The sequence below is a fragment of the Micromonospora sp. NPDC000663 genome (assembly GCF_042898105.1).
In the GTDB taxonomy this organism is placed as follows: domain Bacteria; phylum Actinomycetota; class Actinomycetes; order Mycobacteriales; family Micromonosporaceae; genus Micromonospora.
The window spans coordinates 22,499-42,770 of record NZ_JBIAYR010000009.1; the positions used below are offsets into that span (position 1 = coordinate 22,499).

Annotated in this window: 22 protein-coding genes; 4 read left to right on the top strand and 18 right to left on the bottom strand. The window is 73.0% G+C overall.

What is annotated here, in order from left to right:
• Window positions 1-20: 20 nt before the first annotated feature.
• The 6 genes from ACFY1S_RS24285 to ACFY1S_RS24310 all read right to left on the bottom strand — a co-directional run bounded on the left by ACFY1S_RS24285 (window position 21) and on the right by ACFY1S_RS24310 (window position 7,370).
• Window positions 21-635, bottom strand: a complete 615-nt coding sequence (locus ACFY1S_RS24285; RefSeq protein ID WP_387122207.1) for a lactate utilization protein C — start codon at window positions 633-635, stop codon at window positions 21-23.
• Window positions 617-2,038 (bottom strand): LutB/LldF family L-lactate oxidation iron-sulfur protein, encoded by a 1,422-nt coding sequence (locus ACFY1S_RS24290; RefSeq protein WP_387122623.1) that lies wholly within the window; start codon window positions 2,036-2,038, stop codon window positions 617-619. Before ACFY1S_RS24290 ends, ACFY1S_RS24285 begins: the two co-directional genes overlap by 19 nt.
• 20 nt (window positions 2,039-2,058) lie before the next feature.
• Window positions 2,059-2,808, bottom strand: a complete 750-nt coding sequence (locus tag ACFY1S_RS24295) for a (Fe-S)-binding protein (RefSeq protein WP_387122210.1) — start codon at window positions 2,806-2,808, stop codon at window positions 2,059-2,061.
• 24 nt (window positions 2,809-2,832) lie between these two features.
• Window positions 2,833-3,582, bottom strand: coding sequence for an SDR family NAD(P)-dependent oxidoreductase (locus ACFY1S_RS24300; RefSeq protein ID WP_387122213.1), 750 nt, complete (start codon window positions 3,580-3,582; stop codon window positions 2,833-2,835).
• Window positions 3,579-4,430: a fumarylacetoacetate hydrolase family protein gene (locus ACFY1S_RS24305; RefSeq protein ID WP_387122216.1), complete on the bottom strand. Its 852-nt coding sequence runs from the start codon at window positions 4,428-4,430 to the stop codon at window positions 3,579-3,581. The genes ACFY1S_RS24300 and ACFY1S_RS24305 overlap by 4 nt, the downstream gene beginning before the upstream one ends.
• 138 nt (window positions 4,431-4,568) lie before the next feature.
• On the bottom strand, window positions 4,569-7,370 hold the full coding sequence (locus tag ACFY1S_RS24310) for a DEAD/DEAH box helicase (RefSeq protein ID WP_387122219.1): 2,802 nt from the start codon (window positions 7,368-7,370) through the stop codon (window positions 4,569-4,571).
• Between the two features lie 86 nt (window positions 7,371-7,456).
• On the opposite strand from ACFY1S_RS24310, the gene ACFY1S_RS24315 reads away from it, so the two are divergent.
• Window positions 7,457-8,227, top strand: a complete 771-nt coding sequence (locus ACFY1S_RS24315; protein ID WP_364365289.1) for an HAD-IA family hydrolase — start codon at window positions 7,457-7,459, stop codon at window positions 8,225-8,227.
• A gap of 18 nt (window positions 8,228-8,245) precedes the next feature.
• On the opposite strand, the gene ACFY1S_RS24320 is transcribed toward ACFY1S_RS24315, so the two are convergent.
• Together ACFY1S_RS24320 and ACFY1S_RS24325 are read right to left on the bottom strand one after the other, a co-directional pair.
• Window positions 8,246-8,644 carry a hypothetical protein gene (locus ACFY1S_RS24320; RefSeq protein WP_387122222.1) on the bottom strand — a complete coding sequence of 133 codons (399 nt, stop codon included), beginning with the start codon at window positions 8,642-8,644 and terminating at the stop codon, window positions 8,246-8,248.
• Window positions 8,641-8,949 carry a hypothetical protein gene (locus ACFY1S_RS24325; RefSeq protein ID WP_387122225.1) on the bottom strand — a complete coding sequence of 103 codons (309 nt, stop codon included), beginning with the start codon at window positions 8,947-8,949 and terminating at the stop codon, window positions 8,641-8,643. Before ACFY1S_RS24325 ends, ACFY1S_RS24320 begins: the two co-directional genes overlap by 4 nt.
• Window positions 8,950-9,060: 111 nt before the next feature.
• On the opposite strand from ACFY1S_RS24325, the gene ACFY1S_RS24330 reads away from it, so the two are divergent.
• The gene (locus ACFY1S_RS24330) at window positions 9,061-9,978 is read left to right on the top strand and encodes a DMT family transporter (RefSeq protein WP_387122626.1); all 918 of its coding nucleotides are present in this window, start codon (window positions 9,061-9,063) and stop codon (window positions 9,976-9,978) included.
• Here ACFY1S_RS24330 and ACFY1S_RS24335 read toward each other — a convergent pair.
• The 6 genes from ACFY1S_RS24335 to ACFY1S_RS24360 all read right to left on the bottom strand — a co-directional run bounded on the left by ACFY1S_RS24335 (window position 9,941) and on the right by ACFY1S_RS24360 (window position 14,746).
• A complete protein-coding gene (locus ACFY1S_RS24335; protein ID WP_387122228.1) occupies window positions 9,941-10,864 on the bottom strand; it encodes a diacylglycerol kinase in 924 nt (307 codons plus the stop codon). The genes ACFY1S_RS24330 and ACFY1S_RS24335 overlap by 38 nt on opposite strands.
• A 137-nt stretch (window positions 10,865-11,001) precedes the next feature.
• Window positions 11,002-11,952 carry a twin-arginine translocase subunit TatC gene (gene tatC, locus ACFY1S_RS24340; protein WP_387122231.1) on the bottom strand — a complete coding sequence of 317 codons (951 nt, stop codon included), beginning with the start codon at window positions 11,950-11,952 and terminating at the stop codon, window positions 11,002-11,004.
• Window positions 11,953-11,970: 18 nt separating this feature from the next.
• Window positions 11,971-12,282 (bottom strand): Sec-independent protein translocase subunit TatA, encoded by a 312-nt coding sequence (tatA, locus tag ACFY1S_RS24345; RefSeq protein WP_139584298.1) that lies wholly within the window; start codon window positions 12,280-12,282, stop codon window positions 11,971-11,973.
• A 157-nt stretch (window positions 12,283-12,439) separates the two neighbouring features.
• A complete protein-coding gene (locus tag ACFY1S_RS24350; protein ID WP_364365310.1) occupies window positions 12,440-12,685 on the bottom strand; it encodes a hypothetical protein in 246 nt (81 codons plus the stop codon).
• A 10-nt stretch (window positions 12,686-12,695) separates the two neighbouring features.
• Window positions 12,696-13,751, bottom strand: a complete 1,056-nt coding sequence (locus ACFY1S_RS24355; RefSeq protein ID WP_387122235.1) for a helix-turn-helix transcriptional regulator — start codon at window positions 13,749-13,751, stop codon at window positions 12,696-12,698.
• Window positions 13,748-14,746, bottom strand: a complete 999-nt coding sequence (locus ACFY1S_RS24360; protein ID WP_387122238.1) for a helix-turn-helix transcriptional regulator — start codon at window positions 14,744-14,746, stop codon at window positions 13,748-13,750. The genes ACFY1S_RS24355 and ACFY1S_RS24360 overlap by 4 nt, the downstream gene beginning before the upstream one ends.
• Window positions 14,747-14,875: 129 nt before the next feature.
• On the opposite strand from ACFY1S_RS24360, the gene ACFY1S_RS24365 reads away from it, so the two are divergent.
• Window positions 14,876-15,883, top strand: a complete 1,008-nt coding sequence (locus tag ACFY1S_RS24365) for a cation diffusion facilitator family transporter (RefSeq protein WP_387122241.1) — start codon at window positions 14,876-14,878, stop codon at window positions 15,881-15,883.
• A gap of 60 nt (window positions 15,884-15,943) precedes the next feature.
• Complete coding sequence (locus ACFY1S_RS24370; RefSeq protein WP_387122244.1) at window positions 15,944-17,029, top strand: DUF3866 family protein; 1,086 nt, start codon at window positions 15,944-15,946, stop codon at window positions 17,027-17,029.
• Between the two features lie 22 nt (window positions 17,030-17,051).
• Here ACFY1S_RS24370 and ACFY1S_RS24375 read toward each other — a convergent pair whose 3' ends face one another.
• The 4 genes from ACFY1S_RS24375 to rfbA all read right to left on the bottom strand — a co-directional run bounded on the left by ACFY1S_RS24375 (window position 17,052) and on the right by rfbA (window position 20,242).
• Window positions 17,052-17,246 carry a hypothetical protein gene (locus ACFY1S_RS24375; RefSeq protein ID WP_139584292.1) on the bottom strand — a complete coding sequence of 65 codons (195 nt, stop codon included), beginning with the start codon at window positions 17,244-17,246 and terminating at the stop codon, window positions 17,052-17,054.
• A gap of 58 nt (window positions 17,247-17,304) precedes the next feature.
• The gene (pafA, locus tag ACFY1S_RS24380) at window positions 17,305-18,663 is read right to left on the bottom strand and encodes a Pup--protein ligase (RefSeq protein ID WP_089021075.1); all 1,359 of its coding nucleotides are present in this window, start codon (window positions 18,661-18,663) and stop codon (window positions 17,305-17,307) included.
• A 68-nt stretch (window positions 18,664-18,731) separates the two neighbouring features.
• The gene (gene rfbC, locus ACFY1S_RS24385; RefSeq protein WP_364365331.1) at window positions 18,732-19,355 is read right to left on the bottom strand and encodes a dTDP-4-dehydrorhamnose 3,5-epimerase; all 624 of its coding nucleotides are present in this window, start codon (window positions 19,353-19,355) and stop codon (window positions 18,732-18,734) included.
• Window positions 19,352-20,242 carry a glucose-1-phosphate thymidylyltransferase RfbA gene (gene rfbA, locus ACFY1S_RS24390; RefSeq protein ID WP_364365334.1) on the bottom strand — a complete coding sequence of 297 codons (891 nt, stop codon included), beginning with the start codon at window positions 20,240-20,242 and terminating at the stop codon, window positions 19,352-19,354. The genes rfbC and rfbA overlap by 4 nt, the downstream gene beginning before the upstream one ends.
• Between the last annotated feature and the right edge of the window lie 30 nt (window positions 20,243-20,272).

A 20,272-nucleotide genomic window follows, 5' to 3' on the forward strand; every position in this document is an offset into this window, starting at 1 on the left:
CCGAGCCGGGCGGCGGGCGGTCAGGGCAGCAGGATGACGTGCAGCTGGCGCGGGCCGTGCACACCCTCGACCCGGATGAGTTCGATGTCGCTGGTCGCCGACGGCCCGCTGATCCAGGTAAGCGGGCGCTGCGGCGTCAGCCGGGCGAGGGCCTCCGGCACCGTCGCCACCACCTGGTCGGCCCGCAGCACGCACACGTGCCGGTCCGGCAGCAGGCTGAGCACCCGGCGCCCCTGGTCGGGTGAGCCGTCGAGCACGACGGTGCCGGTCTCGGCGACGGCGACGGCGGCACCGGTGACGACGGCGTCGGCCGCGCCGATCCGCGCGGTGTCGAGGCCGTCGTCGCGCAGCGCGGTCACCGTCGGTGGCAGCCAGGCGGGCGGCAGACCCGGGGGTACGACGACGGTGCCACCGGCCGGCAGGATGTCGGCGATCGTGTCGGCCACGGCCTCCTCGGCGACCCGGTGCACGTGCGCCAGGTAGTCGGTCAGCCGTTCCACCAGCTGGTCGAGGTCGAGCGTGCCGGTGTGCCGGTAGTCGCGCGGCACCTCCACCGGAGCGGGGGCGTCGGCGGCAAGTGCGGCCCGTAGCCGGCCGAGGACGAGATCCCTGGCGCTCACCGCTCGGCCCACCATTCGCGGAATGTCTTGGCCGGCGGCTCCGGGAGATCACGGCTGCCGGTCCAGCCGTTCAACGGCGGCGGCAGGCCCCGGCCCCGCCGGCCGGCGAACCGGCTCAGTCGGGAGGCGCGCTGCGCGGCCTCGTACAGCCGGGGATGGTCCATCGTGTACGCGGCGGCGGCCATCGCGATCGACTCGGCGGTGGGCAGGCGTCGCGCGTCGACGGCCTCGGCGCGCAGGTGCACCAGCACCTCCGGGATGTTGATCTGCACCGGACAGGCGTCGTAGCACGCGCCGCACAGCGTCGACGCGTACGGCAGGGAGGCGTTGTCGTCGACGCCGGTGAGCTGGGGCGACAGCACGGCGCCGATCGGCCCCGGATACACCGAGCCGTAGGCGTGCCCGCCGGCCCGTTCGTACACCGGGCACACGTTGAGGCAGGCCGAGCAGCGGATGCACCGCAACGCCTGCCGACCGACCTCGTCGGCGAGGACCGCGCTGCGGCCGTTGTCCAGCAGGACCAGGTGGAACGCCTGCGGTCCGTCGCCCGGAGTCACACCCGTCCACATCGACGTGTACGGGTTCATCCGCTCCCCGGTCGACGCCCTGGGCAGCAGTTGGAGGAACACCTCCAGGTCCCGCCAGGTCGGTACGACCTTCTCCACGCCCATGACGGTGATCAGGGTGCGCGGCAGGGTCAGACACATCCGGCCGTTGCCCTCGGACTCGACAACGGCCAGGGTGCCCGTCTCGGCGACTGCGAAGTTCGCCCCGGACACCGCCACCGGCGTACTCAGGAACGTCTCGCGCAGGTAGCGGCGCGCGGCGGCGGCCAGGGCCGCCGGGTCGGCGGTGAGCGCGGGGTCGACGCCCGGCATCTCACGCAGGAAGATCTCCCGGATCTCCGCCCGGTTGCGGTGGATCGCGGGAACCAGGATGTGGCTCGGCCGGTCGCCGCCGAGCTGCACGATGAGTTCCGCGAGGTCCGTCTCGACGGCGGTGACGCCGGCAGCGTGCAGTGCCTCGTTGAGGCCGATCTCCTGGGTGGCCATCGACTTGACCTTGATGACCCGATCCGCGCCGGTCGCCCGGACGAGGTCGGTGACGATGCGGTTGGCCTCGACCGCGTCCGCCGCCCAGTGCACCACGCCGCCGGCCTCGGTGACCTTCGCCTCGAGCTGTTCCAGCAGCTCCGGCAACCGGTTGAGGGTGTCGGCCTTGATCGCCGCGCCGGCCGCGCGCAACTGCTCCCAGTCCGACGACTCGGCGATGACTGCGGCGGACTTGGCCCGGATCGTTGTCGTCGCGTGCCGCAGGTTGCGCCGCAGCTGCGGGTCGGCCAGGCTGCGCCGCGCGGCCGCCGGGAACGACTCGTCGCCGCGCAGGTGTCCCACACCGGGCGGCGCGGTCGCTGGCATGCCGAGGAACGTCGGGCCGGTCACCCTCGCACCGCCGGGTCGTGCTCGGTGGACGCCAGGATCTCGGCGAGGTGCACGGTGCGTACGCCGGTGCGCAGCCGCGACAGCCCGCCTCCGATGTGCAGCAGGCAGGAGGCGTCGCTGGCGGTGCACACGTCGGCGCCGGTGGCGAGCACGTGGCGCATCTTGTCGGCGAGCATCGCCGTGGAGGTCTCCGCGTTCTTCACGGCGAAGGTGCCGCCGAACCCGCAGCACTGCTCCTGCGCGGGCAGCTCCACCAGGTCGAGGCCGCGCACCGCGCGCAGGAGCGTCCGCGGCCGGTCGCCCACCCGCAGCATCCGCAGCGAGTGGCAGGTCGGATGGTAGGTGACCCGGTGCGGGAAGTACGCGCCCACGTCCGTCATCCCGAGCACGTCGACGAGCAGCTCGGACAGCTCGTACGTGCGCGCCGCCACCGACTCCGCGCGGCTCGTCAACGACGCGTCGCCGGCCCGTCGGGCCACCATCGCGTGCTGGTGCCGTACCGCCCCCACGCAGGAGCCCGACGGCGCGACGATCACGTCGTACCTGTCGAAGACCCGCACGTGCCGGCGCACCAGCGGGACCGCGTCGGACGGGTAGCCGGTGTTGATGTGCATCTGCCCGCAACAGGTCTGGTCCGGCGGGAAGACCACCTCGTGGCCCAGCCGCTCCAGCAGTCGTACCGTCGCCGTCGCGGCCTGCGGAAACATGGTGTCGGCCAGGCAGGTCACGAACAGCGCGATCCGCATCTCACACCCCCGCCGGTCCGCTCGTCACGGCCGGACCCGCAGGTGGGTGACTCCGCCGTCGACGTCCAGCACCGTACCCGTGGTGGAGCCCGCCCGGGGCGACGCGAGGTAGACGATCGCGTTCGCCACCTCCTGCGGTGTCACCAGGCGCCCGATGGGCTGGCGGGCCCGCAGGGCGGCCCGCTCGCCGTCCGGGTCGTCGGCCTGTGCCAGCAGACGCCCGACCCACGGGGTGTCCGCCGTGCCGGGGCACACGCAGTTGACCCGGACCCCCTCGCGCACGTGGTCGGTGGCCATGGCGAGGGTCAGCGACAGCACGGCGCCCTTGCTGGCCGAGTAGAGCGTCCGCCCCGGCAGGCCGTTGAGCGCGGCGATGGACGAGACGTTGACTACCGACGCGTGCTCCGAGCGGCGCAGCCACGGCAGGGTCTCGCCCACCACTCTCGCCATGCCGACCACGTTGACGTCGAGCACGCGATGCCACTCGTCGTCGGTGTTGTCGGCGACGGTTCCGGTCGCCCCGATCCCGGCGTTGTTGACCACCACGTCGATGCCGCCGAGCCTGTCGGCGACCGCGGCTACCGCCGACGCCACCGACGCGCGGTCCGACACGTCGGCGGCGAAGCCGGAGATGTCCTCGGGAAGCCCGCTCGGGTCGAGGTCGAGCACGGCCACCCGGGCGCCCCGGGCCCGCAACTCCTCGGCGGTGGCGCGACCGATGCCCGACGAGCCGCCCGTGACGACAGCGGTCAGTCCGGCGAACTCCCCGCTCATGCGGCCACCAGTGCCTGACGCGCCCGCCCCAGACCGCTGATCTCCAGCTCCACCACGTCGCCGGCGCGCAGGTAGGGATGGTCCGGCAGCCCGAGCGCCACACCGGCCGGCGTCCCCGTGTTGATCACGTCACCGGGGTACAGGACCATGAACTGGCTGAGGTACCAGACGACGTGCGCGACCGGAAAGATCATGTCCTTGGTCGTGCCGTCCTGGCGGAGAACCCCGTTGACCCACAACCGCAGCGACAGCGCCTGCGGATCGCCTACCTCGTCCGCCGGCACGAGCCACGGCCCCAGCGGGTTGAACGTCTCGCAGCTCTTGCCCTTGTCCCACTGGCCTCCGCGTTCGAGCTGGAAACCGCGCTCGGACACGTCGTGCGACACCGCGTACCCGGCGATGTGCCGCATGGCCTGCTCCGGGGAGTCGGCGTAGCGGATGGTCGTACCGACGACGACCGCCAGCTCGACCTCCCAGTCGGTCTGGGTGGACCCGCGCGGGATGTGGACGTCGTCGAACGGCCCGACAAGCGTCATCGGGTCCTTCATGAAGACCACCGGCTCGGCGGGGAGCGGGGCGCCCGTCTCCGCCGCGTGGTCACGGTAGTTGAGGCCGATGCAGACGATCTTGTTGGGCCGCGCGACGGGCGCGCCCACCCGCAGGGCTCCCGCGTCGGGCAGCTCGGCCAGTTCCCCGCGCTCGAGAGCGGCGCGGGTACGCGCGATCCCGTCCGCCGACCAGAACGCCCCGTCCAGGTCGGCGGTGAGGCTCCGCAGGTCGAAGCTCGTACCGTCGTGCTGGACGATGGGGATCTCCCGACCGGCCGGGCCGAGACGCAGGAAGTTCAATTCTGTCTCCTCTGTGGTCGCCGGTGCCGAGTCGCTGTCGAACGGCTCTCACATTCAACACCGACACCACCCACCGGCGGCAGAGCAGATCGTCTAGCGGGGCGTCGATTCCGCCTGCGACCTTGACCGAAGTGATTATCAGGCGGAGGTGTGGTACGCCAGTACACCCCGGTTGATGGCCGCTATCGCCTGCCGGGCTGTGGAACGCAGCTCCGGCGACGCACCGCCTGAGTCGGCAAGTTGACCGAGCAGGTCGACCACCTGGCGTGCCCACCTCACGAAGTCACCGGCCGGCATCTCGCCGTCGATCTCGTGCCCGCTGCCGAGCACCTTGGCCAGCGCCTCGCCCCGCGCCCACCGGAAGACCGGCCAGGCGAAGCCGAGATCCGGCTCGCGGGTGGCGCTGAGGCCACGCGCCGCCTCGTCGGCCTCGATCTCGCTCCACAGCTTCAGCGTCTCGTCCACCGCGTCGGCCACCGGCCCCCGCGGCAGCGACGCCCGCTCGTCGACGTCGCGGCGCGCCTCGAAGACCACCACGGACACGGCGGCGGCCAGTTCCGCCGGGGACAGTCCGTCCCACACGCCCCGGCGCAGGCACTCGGCGACCAGCAGGTCCGCCTCGGTCCAGATCCGGCCGAGCATCCGGCCGGCGTCGGTCACCGCACCGTCGCGGGCGAGGTAGCCACGGTCGGTCAGCAACGCGACGATCCGGTCGAACGTACGGGCGAGGGACCCGGTGCGCCCGGAGACCCGCTCGCGCAGCTCCTCGGTGTCGCGCTCCAGGCGCCGACGCCGCTCCGCCCAGCGGGCGTGCTCCTCCCGCTCGGGGCAGGCGTGACAGGGGTGGTTACGCAGTTCGGTGCGCAGCTGGGCGAGCAGGTGGTCGTCGCCGGGCGCCTGCCGGGACCGGCCACCGCGACGGCCGCCGTGCCGGTCCAGTCCGGTGCCGCTGACCTCGGCGGCGAGATCCCGTCGAGCGCCCGGCGACCGGTGGTTGAAGTGCTTGGGCACCCGGATGCGGGCCAGCACCTCGGCCGGTGTGGTGAAGTCGCCGGGGCTCACCCGCCCGGCCCAGCGGTCCTGGGTGAGCACCAGCGGTCGGGGTTCGCCGAACCCGCCGGTCGCCGGGTCCAGGACGACGGCCAGCCCGGCGCGGCGACCCGAGGGCACCCGGATCACGTCACCGACCCGCAGCCGCTCCAGCGACGCCACCGCGGCGGCCTTGCGCTGGGTCTGCCCCTGCCGGGCGATGGCCTTCTCCCGGTCGGCGATGGCCACCCGCAGCGCGAAGTACTCGTCGAAGTCGCCGTGGTGGCAGGCGGCCTCCGCGCCGTACGCCTCGATGGTCTCGGTGTTGCGCTGCACCTGCCGGGCCAGGCCGACCACCGACCGGTCCGCCTGGAACTGCGCGAACGAGGACTCCAGCAGCGCCCGGGCCGGCTCCGCGCCGACCGTGCCGACGAGGTTCACCGCCATGTTGTACGAGGGCCGGAAGCTGGAGCGCAGCGGGTAGGTGCGGGTGGAGGCGAGCCCCGCCACGTGCCGGGGGTCGGTCTCCGGGGACCACACCACCACGGCGTGGCCCTCCACGTCGATGCCCCTCCGGCCGGCACGCCCGGTGAGCTGCGTGTACTCCCCCGGCGTCAGGTCGACGTGCGCCTCGCCGTTGTACTTGACGAGGCGTTCCAGCACCACGCAGCGGGCCGGCATGTTGATGCCCAGGGCGAGGGTCTCGGTGGCGAAGACCGCCTTGACCAGACCGCGGACGAACAGCTCCTCGACGATCTCCTTGAACACCGGCAGCATGCCGGCGTGGTGGGCGGCCAGGCCGCGTTCCAGGCCGTCCAGCCACTCCCAGTAGCCCAGCACCGACAGGTCCTCGCCGGGGATGGCGGTGACCCGGGACTCGACGACCCGGCGGATCTCGGCCCGCTCGTCGGGCGAGGTGAGCCGCAGTCCGGCGGCGAGGCACTGCTGCACCGCGGCGGCGCAGCCGGCCCGGCTGAAGATGAACAGGATCGCCGGCAGCAGACCCTCGCGGTCCAGTCGGTCGACGATGTCCGGGCGCATCGGGCCACGCCAGCGGGGGCCACGCCGACCGGATCCCGGCCCCGCGCTGCGCCCCTCCCCCAGCTCCAGACGGCGCATCTGGTCGCGGGTGTAGCGCAGCAGCTCCGGGTGCACGTCGTGCTTGCGGGCCGCGTCGGCGTCGTGGAACAGGTCGAACATCCGCTTGCCGACGAGCATGTGCTGCCACAGCGGCACCGGCCGGTGCTCGCTGACCACCACCGCCGTCTCGCCGCGCACGGTGACCAGCCAGTCGGCGAACTCCTCGGCGTTGGAGACGGTCGCCGACAGCGAGACCAGGGTGACCGAGGCGGGCAGGTGGATGATCACCTCTTCCCACACCCCGCCACGGAACCGGTCGGCGAGGTAGTGCACCTCGTCCATCACCACGTACGCGAGACCCTGCAGGGTGCTGGACCCCGCGTAGAGCATGTTGCGCAGCACCTCGGTGGTCATCACCACCACCGGCGCGTCGCCGTTGATGGCGTTGTCGCCGGTGAGCAGGCCGACCTGCTCGGCGCCGTACCGGGCGACCAGGTCGTGGTACTTCTGGTTGGACAGCGCCTTGATCGGCGTGGTGTAGAAGCACTTGCGCCGGGTCGGGGGCGTCGCCGCCGCGTCGGCCGCCGCCGGGTCGTCGGGCCGCCCGCGCAGGGCCAGGTGTACGGCGAACTCGCCCACCACTGTCTTGCCGGCCCCGGTCGGGGCGCACACCAGCACGCCGCTGCCCCGCTCCAGGGACTGACACGCCTCGCGCTGGAAATCGTCGAGATCGAACCCCAGGTCGAGGGCGAACTCTTCCAGAGCAGGGAACTGTGCGGACTGCGCGGCCCGGCGGCGCGCCGCTGCGTACCGCTCGGCGGGGCTCGACATGCCACCAAGATTAGTGCGTGCCCGGACACCACACCCCACAAGGCCGTGCGGCGGGGTCGTCGGCGGGGGTCGGTAGGGTGCACGGCGTGCCGGACCATGCCGAACCGCCCCAGACCCGTCCGCCGGGCAGCGCCGAGGCCGCCGCCGCCCCGCGAGCGTCCCGACGGCCCGTCAAGGCGGTGCTCTTCGACTTCCACGGCACCCTCGCCCAGGTCGAGGAGCCGCGGCGGTGGGTGCTGGAGGCCGCCGCCGCGTGCGGGGTCACCCTGGACCGCGTCCGCGCCACCTCGCTTGCCGACCGGCTGCTGACCGCCGGGCGCGCAGGCGGCCCCCTGCCGGCGCGGGTGCCGCCCCGGCTCGCCGAGTTGTGGGCCGACCGGGACCTCTACCAGCACGCCCACCGGGGCGCGTACACAGGGCTCGCCGAGACCGTCGACGCGGGCATCGAGGGCTTCGCCGACGCGCTCTACGAGCGGCTGCTGACCGCCGACGGCTGGCTGCCGTACCCGGACACCGCCCCCACGCTGACCGCGCTGCGCGACGCCGGGGTGCGGGTGGGCGTGGTCAGCAACATCGGCTTCGACCTGCGGCCCCACTTCGACACCTGGGGGCTGACCGATCTCGTCGACGCGTTCGTCCTGTCGTACGAGGTCGGACGCTGCAAACCCGACCCCGCGATCTTCTGGCGGGCCTGCGGGATGCTCGGTGTCGAGCCCGAGCAGACCCTGATGGTGGGCGACACCCCGGCGGACGCGGGCGCGGTGGCCGCCGGCTGCGCGGTGCTGGTCCTGCCGGCCGCCGAGCCCGGCCGGGAGAACGGGCTGGGCGCCGTCCTGGACCTGGCCCTGCCGGGCTGACCTGCTGTTTCGGTGCCGTCAGCCGGGAAAGTGGATCACCGGCAGGTCACCGTCGCCGTAGCGGTCCTCGCCGCTGAGGATCGAGGCGTCGTGGTCGAGGCAGGCGAGCACGGTCGTGGCGAGATCGGCGCGGCCGGTCACCGTGCGCCAGTAGCTGAGCTCGTGCCAGGAGCCTCCGTCGGTGGCGAGCACCGCACAGGCGTCGAGGCTCAGCAGCCGGTGCAGGGTCGCCCGTTCCTTGGGATCGTTGACGAGCGCCAGGGCCTCCGCGGCGGTCACGGCGGTGACGCCGAACCTGTTGCGGTCCTGGATGACCTCGTGCAGCGGCTCCCCGACATGCACCGACCCCGCCAGGTAGGCCAGCAGCGCCGAGCGGTCCAGCACGAGCCGGACGGGCCGGTCGTCGTCGTGGGTCACGCGGCCGGCTGGTCGACGGCGCCGGCGGCGGCGTCCACCGCGTGTTGGCGTGCCCGGTCGCGAAGCGCGCTGCGGCGCTCCGGCGACCAGTCGGCCTCGACGGCGGCCCGGCGGGCTCGGGCCTCGGCCACACCCTGCTCGGTGATCGGGATGCCCTGGTGGGCCAGCTCCGCGTCCAGGGCGTCCAGGCGCATCCGGTCACGGACGGCCTGGGTGACGTAGGCGCTCGCGTTGGACTCGCGCTCCAGGCGCTCGGCCACGTCAGGCGGAACGGAGATCGACAGTTTCCGCATCGCGCTGGTCATACCAGGGACCGTACGCCGGTAGCACCGCGTTGGCGAACACATAAGCGACAGGGACCGCCTTTCGGCAGGTGGACACCGCCGCACGAGGGCCGGAGCCGACCGCCTAGCGTCATCGCCGTGACCGACACCCTGCTGCCCGCGCCGAAGCCGGCCGCCGCGCCACCGGAGCGCCGTGGTGGCGTCGCCGCCGTGGGGCTGGTGCTCGGCGGGGCGCTGTCGGTGCAGTTCGGCTCCGCGGTGGCCGCGTTGATCTTCCCGCGTACCGGGGTGGCCGGGGCGGTGACCCTGCGACTGACGATCTCGGCGGTGCTGCTGCTCGTCGTGTGCCGGCCACGCCTGCGCGGGTACGACAGGTCGGCCTGGGTCGCGGCAGGGGCGTTCGGGCTGGCGCTGGCCGGCATGAACTCGCTGTTCTACCAGGCCATCGAGCGGATCCCGCTGGGGCCGGCGGTGACCCTGGAGGTGCTCGGCCCGCTGGCGCTGTCGGTGTTCACCGCCCGCCGGCTGGCCAGCTGGTGCTGGGCGGGGCTGGCGCTGGCCGGGGTGGCGCTGCTCGGGCAGGGCGGCTTCGACCGGCTCAACCCGGCCGGGGTGGCGTTCGCGTTCGGTGCGGGCGCGATGTGGGCCGCGTACATCGTGCTCAGCGCCCGGGTCGGCGGCCGGTTCCCCGGCGCGGACGGGCTGGCCCTGGCACTGAGCGTCGCCGCGTTTGTCACCCTGCCCCTGGGCATCGCCGACGGCGGAGCGGCGCTGCTCGACCCGACGGTCCTGGCGCTCGGCACGGCCCTCGCGGTGCTCGCCTCGGGCCTGCCGTACACGCTGGAGCTGCTGGCGCTGCGGCGGATGCCGACTGCCACCTTCGCGGTGCTGATGAGCCTCGGCCCGGCCATCGCCACCCTCGCCGGATGGCTGGTGCTGCGCCAGGCGTTGACGGTGCTGGAGTGCGCCGCCGTCGTGCTGGTCATCGCGGCCAGCATCGGGGCGGTACGGGTCAGCGCAGCAGCCGCAGGGCGCCCGGCACGGCGCTGATCGTCACCGGCAGGGCCAGGGAACGCTCCCCGTCGGCGTACGAGGTGATGCCGTCGGCGGTCAACTCCACGGTCCGGGCCCGGTAGCTGGTCACCAGCGGATGGCTGACGTGGGTGCCCTGGTAGATGCGCGGCTTCACCCGGATCAGGGTCCGCCGGTTGACCCGCCCGGCCACCACCACGTCGAGCAGCCCGTCGGTCGGGTCGGCGTCGGGACAGATCCGCATCCCACCGCCGTACGTGGGGCAGTTGCCCACCGCCACCAGCACCGCGTCGACCTCGTGCGACACCCCGTCGAGGCGCAGCGTGTACCGGCGGGGCCGCAGCCGGGCCAGCTCGACCACGATCGCCAGGTCGTACCGGCGGGGGCCGCGCGGCCAGCGCATCCGGTTCGCCCGCTCGTTGACTATCGCGTCGAACCCGGCCGCCAGGACCGCCCCGTACCAGCGTTCGACGCCGTCGGTGTCGGTCATCCGGGCCAGGTCGACAGCGCGGCTGCGGCCGGAACGCAGCGCCTCGGCGATCACCGCGACCGCCGCTAGCGGATCCGCCGGGAAACCGGTGTCCAGCGCGAAGTCGTTGCCGGTGCCCGCCGGCACCGGACCGAACGGCACGTCGGTGCCGGCGACCGCCTGCACCGCCCGGTGCACGGTGCCGTCCCCGCCGACCGCGACGAGCGCACCGGCGCCCCCGGCGACCGCGACACGGCACACCGCCTCCGCCTCGCCAGGACTGGACGCGGACAGCAGCCGGACCGGACGGCCGGCGGCAGCCAACCCGTCCAGCAACCGGGGCAGCAGGGCGCGGTGCCGACCCCGCCCCGCGGACGGATTGACGAGCACGGCGACCGGGCCGGGCAGGTGATCGTCTGCGGTCACGGGCAGCACCGTACCGCTCCGACACCAGCAGTTCACCGGGGGCGGGCGCCGTCACGACCAGTCCCGCCGCCGGCGCTCGGCGTGACGCGACGACGCCGCCCCCGGCAGGCGGGGACGGCGTCGGTGAACCTGGCGGCGCGGGACCGTCAGGTCATGTCGTCGTACCGACGCTCGATCGGTGCGGGCGGGGCGATCGGCTCGGGAACACCGATCGGCGCGGACGCGTCGACCCGCTGCCCGGCCACCACCGGATCCGCGTCGTACTCCAGCGGCGACACCTCGTCGTCGTCGATGCCGGCGTAGATCTCCTTGCCGCGCCCCCGCCGCCGGTCGTTGAGGAACGCGATGCCCACCGCGCCGAAGTAGAGCGCCGACAGGCAGATCGCCAGTGCGGTCATCCCGAACGGGTCCGGGGTGGGGGTGACCACGGCGGAGAACGCGAAGAACACGAAGATCGCCACGCGCCACCAGCTGAGCAACCGCTTCGCGCTGGCGATGCCCACGAAGTTGAGCATCAACACGATCAACGGGAACTCGAACGCCACACCGAACAGCAGGATCAGGTTGGTGACGAAGGAGATGTACTTGGTGATCTCCAGTGTCGTGCTGATCTCGCTGTCCGAGATGCTGAGCAGGAACTCCAGGCCCTTGGCCGTCACGAAGTACGCCAGCACCGCGCCGGCCGCGAACAGCGGCGCGGCCAGGGCGGTGAAGAAGTACGCGTACCGCCGCTCGTGCCGGTGCAGGCCCGGCGCGATGAACGCCCACAACTGGTAGAGCCAGACCGGCGCGGCCACGATCAACCCGACCCAGAGCGCAACCTTCAGATTGAGCAGGAACAGGTCGGCCGGGCCGAGCTGCACGAACTCGCACTTGCCGTTGACGATCCTGGCCTGCGGCAGGTCACAGTAGGGCTGCTGGAGCAGGTGCAGCACCGGCTTGGCCAGCCAGACGCCGAGGCCGAAGCCGATCAGGATCGCCACGGACGCGCGGAAGAGACGATTGCGCAGCTCGCGGACATGCTCGATGAGCGTCATCGAACCGTCGGCGGCCCGCTCGAAACTGCTCGGGCCGCGTTTACGCAGGGCGAAGGCCACGGGACTCGGGCCCTTCAATCAGTTGTCGCGGACGCGGTGCACCGGGTCGACGACCGGCTGCTGCGGCGGGGCCTGGTACGGCGCCTGCTGCGGCTGCCCGGCGTACGGCGCCTGCTGCCCGGCGTGCGGCGGCAGCGGCTGGTAGCCGGCCTGCGCGTCGGCCTTCTCGGCGAGGTCGCGGTCGTCGTCCTGCAGGCTCTTGGTCTCGGCCTTGATGATCCGCAGCGAACGGCCGAGCGAGCGGGCCGCGTCGGGAAGCCGCTTCGCACCGAAGAGCAGGATCAGCACAACCACGAGAACTGCGATGTGCCACGGCTTGAGGGCACCCATGAGAAGCTCCAGTCGCTCTGTGTCCGGGGGTGGTACGCAGCCCATCGTACGTGCGGATCGGTCGGATGCCACCCGCCGGGCGGCGGTGGTCCGGCCCGGCCGGTGAAGTCTTGACCAACGCGCGATGATCCGTCAACCGCGCCGGCCGCCCGCGTCGTCAGCCGCGCTTGGCCTTGATCACCGCGAGTCGTTGCTGCGCGGTGTCGAGCTGCCGCTGGACCCCCTCGGCGCGCGCCTGCAACGCCTCGGCGGAATCCCGCAACGTCTCGGCCTCGGCTGCCCGCCGCTGCAACGCCACCGCCGCGCGACGCAGCCGGGGCAGTCGGGCCAGCACCGGGCGCACGGCAAGCGCCAACACCACGAGCGGGAGCAGCACCACCGCGAGCACGATCCAGATCAGCACGGCGGTCAGCCTACTGGGTGTGGCCGGCCACCGCCCGGTCACCCGACGGCGCGCTGTCCGCGTCGGCCTCGGGCGGCCGGGGCACGGCCGGGGGCACCGGCACGGCGTACGCGTCGAGCGCGGCTGCCGCCGTGGCCCGGACCTGCTCGGCCAGCTCGGGCGGGGAGACCACTGTGACCTCCGGGCCGAGGCCGAGCACGAACCGACGCGCCCACCCCAGGTCGGTCACCCGCAGGGAGACGAGCCACTGGTCGCCGTCGCCGGCCTCCACCCGCTCGCACGGGTAGTACTCGGTGATCCACCGCTCGCCCCGGCCGATCCGCAGGGTGATCAGCGGCAGATCCGGAGAGGGACGGAAGACGCCCTCGGTGAGGTCGTGCGGCACGGCCTGCGGGGGAACGGTGGCCGGCTCGTCCAGTTCGGTGATGGCGTCGATGCGGTCGGCCCGGAACAGCCGGACCGCCTCCGCGCGCCGGCACCACGCCTCGACGTACGCCCGACCACCGACCATCAGCACCCGCAGCGGGTCGATGACGCGTTCGGTGGTCTCGTCCCGGGCCGCCGTGTAGTAGGTGATCCGCAGGGCCCTGCCGCCCTCGACGGCGGCGCGCAACGCCTCCACCCGCCGGGTGTCCCCCGGCAGCCGTACCGCGACCGGTGCGCCCACCAGGTCGCCCGCGTCCTCGATCTTCGCCAGGGCGCGTTCGACGGCGTCCCGGTTGGCCACCCCGGGTGTCTCGGCGAGCATCCGCAGCGCCACCACGAGCGCGAGGGCCTCGTCGGGGGTGAGCCGCAGCGGCCGGTCGATGCCGGCGTCGTAGGTGATCGTCACCCGGTCACCGTCGAACGCCATGTCGATGAGGTCACCGGGGCCGTACCCGGGCAGACCGCAGACCCAGAGCAGCTCCAGATCCTCCCGGAGCTGCCGTTCGGTGACACCCAGGTCACCTGCCGCCTCGGCGATCTCGATGCCCGGGCGGGCCAGCAGGTAGGGCACCAGGTTGAGCAGTCGGGCCAGCCGGTCGGCGGACGCGCGGGAGCCGCCCCGGGCGGCGGGGCGGGTCACCGGGCACCCCCGGCGCCGGCCAGCTCGTCGTGGCGCACGGCGATCTCCTTGAGTCGCTGGATGACCGCCTCGCGGACCTCCGGCGGGTCGAGCACCCGCACGTCCGGGCCGTACCCGACCAGATGGCCGGCCAGAGAGTCCGGGTCGGCGTACGGCAGGACCAGCCGGTCGCCGTCCGGCCCGGCGGTCACCTCGACCGCCCAGCGGCGCAGCCCGGCGGCCCGGCCCGACGCGGCCAGCACGGTGGCCCGGCCGGTGCGCTCCACAGGCCCCGACCAGCGGGCCACGTGGCTGATCAGGTCTTCGTTGGCCGGCGGCTGGTAGGCGCCTGGCGCACCGGTCACCCGCACCGCGCCGACCACCCGGGACAGCCGGAAGCAACGGGTCGCCGCCCGGTCCAGGTCGTGACCCACCACGTACCACCTGCCACGCCAGCAGACCACGCCCCACGGCTGGAGCCGGCGACGGCTTGGCGCGTCGCGGTCCGGCACCCGGTAGTCGAAACCCACCTCCCGGCGGTCCCGGGCGGCGGCGGTCAGCGGCGCGAACGCCGGGTCGACGGTGACCATCGGCTCCAGGCCGAGAGTGGCCTGCGGGTCGACGTCCACCCCGGCGGCGCGCAGCTTGGCCAGCCCGGACGACGCGGCGGCGGCCAGCCCGGCGTGCTGCCACAGCCGGGCGGCGATGCCCACGGCCGCGGCCTCGTCCGGTTCCAGGGGGATGTCGGGCAGCGCGTACTCCCGGTGGGCGATCCGGTAGCCGGGCTCGGCGTCGAAGACGCTTGCCGTCCCCGTCTCCAACGGCACGCCCAGCTCACGCAGCTCGGCCTTGTCCCGTTCGAACTTGCGCTGGAACGCCTCGTGGTCCCGCGCGTCGTCCGGATCGTGCTCGTAACCGGGCACGGTCGCGGCGATCTGCGCGGCGGTCAGGAACCGTCGCGTGGACAGCAGGCAGATCACCAGGTTGACCAGGCGTTCGGTGCGGGTCCGCGACACGGGTAGACGCTAGCAGCCGACGCGCCCGTGACGTGCACCCACGCGGGCGTGCCGCACACTTGTTCGGATCGTTGGTGTCCCGGACCACTAGCCGAGCGCCCCGCCGCCACCGGTCATAGGGTGATCCTCATGTCGCAGGCGGGGGCCAGACCGGAGAGCGAGAGCGTCGGCACCGTCGTCGTCGCGGGCGCCGCCAACCTCGCCATCGCGGTGGCCAAGCTGATCGCCGGGCTGATCTCCGGGTCGGCCGCGATGCTCTCCGAGGCCGCGCACTCGGTCGCCGACACCACCACCGAGGTGCTGCTGTTCCAGGCGCTGCGCCGCGGCGCCCGACCGGCCGACCAGCGGCACCCGTTCGGGTACGGCAAGGAGAGCTACGTCTGGGCGTTCTTCGCCGCCATGTTCACGTTCGTCGCCGGCGCCGGTTTCGCCGTCACCCACGGCGTCACGACGATCCTGGTGCACGAGCACAGCGGCGACTTCCTCATCTCGTACGTCGTGCTGGCGGTGTCGTTCGTCATCGAGTCGATCTCGCTGGCCCGCGCCGTACGCCAGGTCCGCCGCGAGTCCCGGCGCTGGGAGACGACCCCGCGGCGGTTCCTGCGGCTGACCGCCGACACCACTGTCAAGGCGGTCTTCCTGGAGGACAGCGCGGCCCTGATCGGCCTGCTGCTGGCCGGCCTCGGAGTCGGCCTGTCGCACGCCACCGGCGACGAGCTGTGGGACGGCGTCGCGTCGATCCTCATCGGTCTGCTGCTGCTTACGGTGGCCGGCATCCTCGCCAGCAACAACCTGTCGCTGCTGGTCGGCCGGGCGGTGCCGGACCGGCTGCGCCGGGAGATCGAGCGGGAGCTGGCCGGGCTGCCCGAGGTGGAGCGGATCGACACGCTGCTGACCATGCAGCTCGGCCCGGACGACATCCTGGTCGCCGCCAAGGTCGACTTCCGGGACGAGGCCACCGGCGCGCAGATCGAGGCGGCCGCCGACGAGGCCGAACGGCGGCTCACCGACCGGTACCCGGAGATCCGCTTCGTCTTCCTCGATCCGACCCGTTCGCTGCCCGGCGCGACCGGGGGCGCCCGGGACACCCAGGCCCGGCCGAGCCCGGACGCCGGCGGAGATCCCGCGCCGAGCTGAACCGGCCGAGCGCCGCACCCGGGCGCGGCCCGCCGGGCACGCGCGGCTAGCGTGCCCGTCATGGTGCGATGGCGTACGGGGACTGTGGCGACGCTGCGACGGCAGTGGACCGGGGCGGTGGAGCTGGACGTCGACCTGCCCGACGGCACGCGGATGCGGGCGCTTGCGTACCCGGAACTGGTCGGCACCCCCGAGCCGGGCGACCGGGTGCTGCTCAACGCCGGCGCGCTGCTGATGGGGCTCGGCACCGGCGGGTACGCCCTGGTCGTGGCCCTGCCGGACCGGTTGCCGCCGGACCCGCCGGATGCCGGGGACACCCGCGACGCCGGGCACCTCGTCAAGGCCCGCTACACGCCGCTGCAACCGATCCTGCTCGGCGTCGACGAGGAGGCCTCCCCGCACCGCGCCGTCCTCGCCGACGCCGACGACCTGCACGGCATGCCTGTGGTGACCGCAGACCTGCACTCGGCACTGCCCGCGATCCTGGCCGGCATCCGCGCCGACGCCCCGCACGCCCGGGTGGCGTACCTGCTCACCGACGGTGGGGCGCTACCGGCCTGGTTCTCCCGCACTCTCGCCGGGCTGCGCGCCGACCTGGCCGGCACGATCACCGTGGGGCAGGCGTTCGGCGGCGACCTGGAGGCCACCACACTGCACGGCGGCCTGCTCGCCGCCCGGCACGTGCTCGACGCCGACCTGGCAGTGGTCGCGCAGGGGCCCGGAAACCTGGGCACGGGCACCCGGTGGGGCTTCTCCGGGGTGGCCGTCGGCGAGGCGGTCAACGCGGTCGCCACGCTGGGCGGCCGACCGGTCGGCTCGCTGCGGATCTCCGCCGCCGACCCCCGCCCCCGGCACCGGGGCGTGTCACACCACAGCCTCACCGCGTACGGCCGGGTCGCGCTCGCCCCGGCGGAACTGGTGGTCCCCGACGACCTGGAGCCGGCTCTCGCCGCCGAGGTGGACGCCGCGCTGGCGCCGCTGGCTGATCGGCACCGGATCGTCCGGGTGCCCACGGCGGGTCTCGACGCGGCGCTGCGGGCGAGCGTCGTGCCGCTGTCCACGATGGGCCGTGGCCTCGACGCCGACCACTCCTACTTCGTGGCCGCCGCCGCGGCCGGCCGGCACGCCGTCACCCGGCTCCCCTGACCGGCCCGCCGGCCACCAGTGCTCAGGCGAGGAAGATCAGGGCCAGCCAGCCGCCGACGATGAGGACCAGCGCGAGGGCGAGCACCCAGGTCGGCACGGTGTACTCGCCGCGGCGGTTCCGTTCGATCTCGGCGCGGATTTTCTCCCGCCGACGTTCGACCCAGTTCTGCCGCTCGGTGCCGCCCCCGGGGCGGTCGGAAGGTCCAGAAGTCGTCATGGCGCGGCCCAGACTACCGGGCCGGCCCCGACACCACCGCCAGGGCCGGCCCGACCCGTCACATGCTGGCGATCAGCCGCTCCACGCGCTCGTCGTACGCCCGGAACGGGTCCTTGCAGAGCACGGTGCGCTGCGCCTGGTCGTTGAGCTTCAGGTGCACCCAGTCGACTGTGAAGTCGCGCCGCTTCTCCTGCGCGTGCCTGATGAACTCGCCCCGCAGCCGCGCCCGCGTGGTCTGCGGCGGGGTCTCCTTGGCCTCGAAGATCTCCGGGTCGGTGGCCACCCGGTCCACCTCGCCGCGGCGCTCCAGCAGCCCGTAGAGGCCACGGCCGCGGCGCACGTCGTGGTACGCCAGGTCCATCTGCGCGACCCGGGGGTGTGACAGCGGCAGGTCGTGCTTGCGCTGGTACCGCTCGATCAGCCGCAGCTTGCTGACCCAGTCGATCTCCCGCGAGACGGGCTCCAGGTCACCGGTCTCCACCGCGTGCAGCACCCGGCCCCACAGTTCGACGACCCGCTTGGCGGCCTGGTCGCCGCCGCGGCGCTCGACGAACTCGGTGGCCTTGGCCAGGTACTCCTGCTGGATGTCCAGCGCGCTGACCTCCTTGCCGGAGGCCAACCGCACCTTGCGCCGGCCGGTGATGTCGTGCGACACCTCCCGGATGGCCCGGATCGGGTTCTCCAGCGACAGGTCGCGCATGACGACCCCAGCCTCGATCATCCGCAGCACGATGTCGGCGGTGCCGACCTTGAGCAGCGTGGTGACCTCGTTCATGTTGGAGTCGCCGACGATCACGTGCAGGCGCCGGTAGCGCTCGGCGTCGGCGTGCGGCTCGTCGCGGGTGTTGATGATCGGGCGGCTGCGGGTGGTCGCCGAGGAGACGCCCTCCCAGATGTGCTCGGCCCGCTGCGACAGGCAGTAGACCGCGCCGCGCGGGGTCTGCAGGACCTTGCCGGCTCCGCAGATCAGCTGTCGGGTGACCAGGAACGGGATGAGCACGTCGGCGAGCCTGCCGAACTCGCCGTGCCGGGAGACCAGATAGTTTTCGTGGCAGCCGTACGAGTTGCCTGCCGAGTCGGTGTTGTTCTTGAACAGGTAGATCTCACCCGCGATGCCCTCGTCGTGCAGCCGCTTCTCCGCGTCGACGAGCAGACCCTCCAGGATCCGTTCGCCGGCCCGGTCGTGGGCGACCAGGTCGGTCACCGAGTCGCACTCCGGGGTGGCGTACTCCGGATGCGACCCGACGTCCAGGTAGAGCCGGGCCCCATTGCGCAGGAAGACGTTGCTCGACCGACCCCAGGAGACCACGCGACGGAACAGATACCGCGCGACCTCGTCCGGGGACAGCCGCCGCTGCCCGCGATAGGTGCAGGTGACGCCGTACTCGGTCTCGAGGCCGAAGATTCGCCGCTCCATGGTGTGACATTAGCCGCCCGGAGGCCCGGTTCGTCACTGTCAGACCACAGGTCGTGCCGCGGGGGCGGTCACATACCGGCTGAGTGCGACATTCCGTCCGGGCCGATGCTCGCCACGAACCGCCGGCAGTTGTCGTACTCGGGCAGCAGCCCCCGCTCGCGGGCCTGGGCGAGGGTCGGTGCCGCCTCGTCGCGCGCGGACAGCAGCGGGACCTCGGCGGGCCACTCGATGCCCAACTCCTCGTCCAGCGGGTGCACGGCGTGCTCACCCGTCGGGTTGTACGTGGCCGAGCAGAGGTAGCTCAGCGTCGCGTCGTCGGTCAGGGCGCAGAAACCGTGCCCCAGACCCTCGCTGAGGTAGACCGCCCGGCGGTCGGTGTCGTCGAGCCGGACGCCCTCCCAGCGGCCGAACGTCGGCGAGCCCACCCGCAGGTCAACGATCACGTCGAGCACGGCACCACGCACGCAGGTGACGTACTTCGCCTGCCCGGGAGGGACGTCGGCGAAGTGGACGCCCCGCACCACGCCGCGCGCGGAGACCGACATGTTGGCCTGGGCGAGGCGCAGCGGATGCCCCACCGCCTCGGCGAGCTTGTCGAAGCGATACCACTCCATGAACATGCCGCGCGGGTCGCCGTGCTGCTGGGGGCTGATCTCCCAGGCGCCCTCGATGCTCAACTGCCGGATCTTCACCAGGAGGCCCCGGGGTTGTCGTCGCGCCCGGCCAGCAGACCGAGCAGGTAGTCGCCGTAGCCGCTCTTGGTCAGCGGGGCGGCCAGCGCGCGCAGCTGATCGTCGTCGATCAGGCCGGCCCGCCAGGCCACCTCCTCGACACAGCCGATCTTGAGACCCTGCCGTTCCTCGACCACCCGGACGAACTCGGCGGCCTGCATCATCGAGGTGAACGTGCCGGTGTCCAGCCAGGCGGTGCCCCGGTCCAGCACTGTCACCGACAGCTCCCCGGTCTCCCGGTACGCCTCGTTGACCGCCGTGATCTCCAGCTCGCCACGCGCGCTCGGGGTGAGCTTGCCGGCGATGTCGACCACCCGGTTGTCGTAGAAGTACAGCCCCGGCACCGCGTAACGGGACTTCGGCCGGGCCGGCTTCTCCTCGATCGAGAGCACCCGACCGTCGGCGTCGAAGTCGACCACGCCGTACTCCTGCGGGTTGGCGACCTGGTAGGCGAAGACCCGGCCGCCGACGGGGTCACCGTGGTCGGCGAGCTGCCGACCCAGACCCACGCCGTGGAAGATGTTGTCGCCGAGGATCAGCGCCACCGACTCGTCGCCGATGAAGTCCGCGCCGAGGATGAACGCCTGCGCGATGCCCTCCGGGCGCTCCTGGCTGACGTACTCCAGCCGCAGCCCGAACTGGCTGCCGTCGCCGAGCAGCCGCCGGAACTGGTCCTGGTCCTCCGGGGTCGTGATCACCAGGATCTCCGAAACCCCGGACATCACCAGGGTGGAGAGCGGATAGTAGATCATCGGCTTGTCGAAGACCGGCATCAGCTGCTTCGACACCGCCCGGGTGATCGGCCACAGCCGCGATCCGGTGCCGCCGGCAAGTAGGATTCCACGCACCGGCGAAGCCTACCGGCATGTATACGGAAC

Excerpts from the sequence above, each read along its gene's own strand:
- ACFY1S_RS24365 (WP_387122241.1), top strand. The coding sequence starts at position 14,876 with ATGTCGCAGGCGGGGGCCAGACCGGAGAGCGAGAGCGTCGGCACCGTC.
- ACFY1S_RS24375 (WP_139584292.1), bottom strand. The coding sequence starts at position 17,246 with ATGACGACTTCTGGACCTTCCGACCGCCCCGGGGGCGGCACCGAGCGG.
- pafA (WP_089021075.1), bottom strand. The coding sequence starts at position 18,663 with ATGGAGCGGCGAATCTTCGGCCTCGAGACCGAGTACGGCGTCACCTGC.
- ACFY1S_RS24285 (WP_387122207.1), bottom strand. The coding sequence starts at position 635 with ATGGTGGGCCGAGCGGTGAGCGCCAGGGATCTCGTCCTCGGCCGGCTA.
- ACFY1S_RS24295 (WP_387122210.1), bottom strand. The coding sequence starts at position 2,808 with ATGCGGATCGCGCTGTTCGTGACCTGCCTGGCCGACACCATGTTTCCG.
- ACFY1S_RS24370 (WP_387122244.1), top strand. The coding sequence starts at position 15,944 with ATGGTGCGATGGCGTACGGGGACTGTGGCGACGCTGCGACGGCAGTGG.
- ACFY1S_RS24300 (WP_387122213.1), bottom strand. The coding sequence starts at position 3,582 with ATGAGCGGGGAGTTCGCCGGACTGACCGCTGTCGTCACGGGCGGCTCG.
- ACFY1S_RS24325 (WP_387122225.1), bottom strand. The coding sequence starts at position 8,949 with ATGACCAGCGCGATGCGGAAACTGTCGATCTCCGTTCCGCCTGACGTG.
- tatA (WP_139584298.1), bottom strand. The coding sequence starts at position 12,282 with ATGGGTGCCCTCAAGCCGTGGCACATCGCAGTTCTCGTGGTTGTGCTG.
- ACFY1S_RS24310 (WP_387122219.1), bottom strand. The coding sequence starts at position 7,370 with ATGTCGAGCCCCGCCGAGCGGTACGCAGCGGCGCGCCGCCGGGCCGCG.
- ACFY1S_RS24290 (WP_387122623.1), bottom strand. The coding sequence starts at position 2,038 with ATGCCAGCGACCGCGCCGCCCGGTGTGGGACACCTGCGCGGCGACGAG.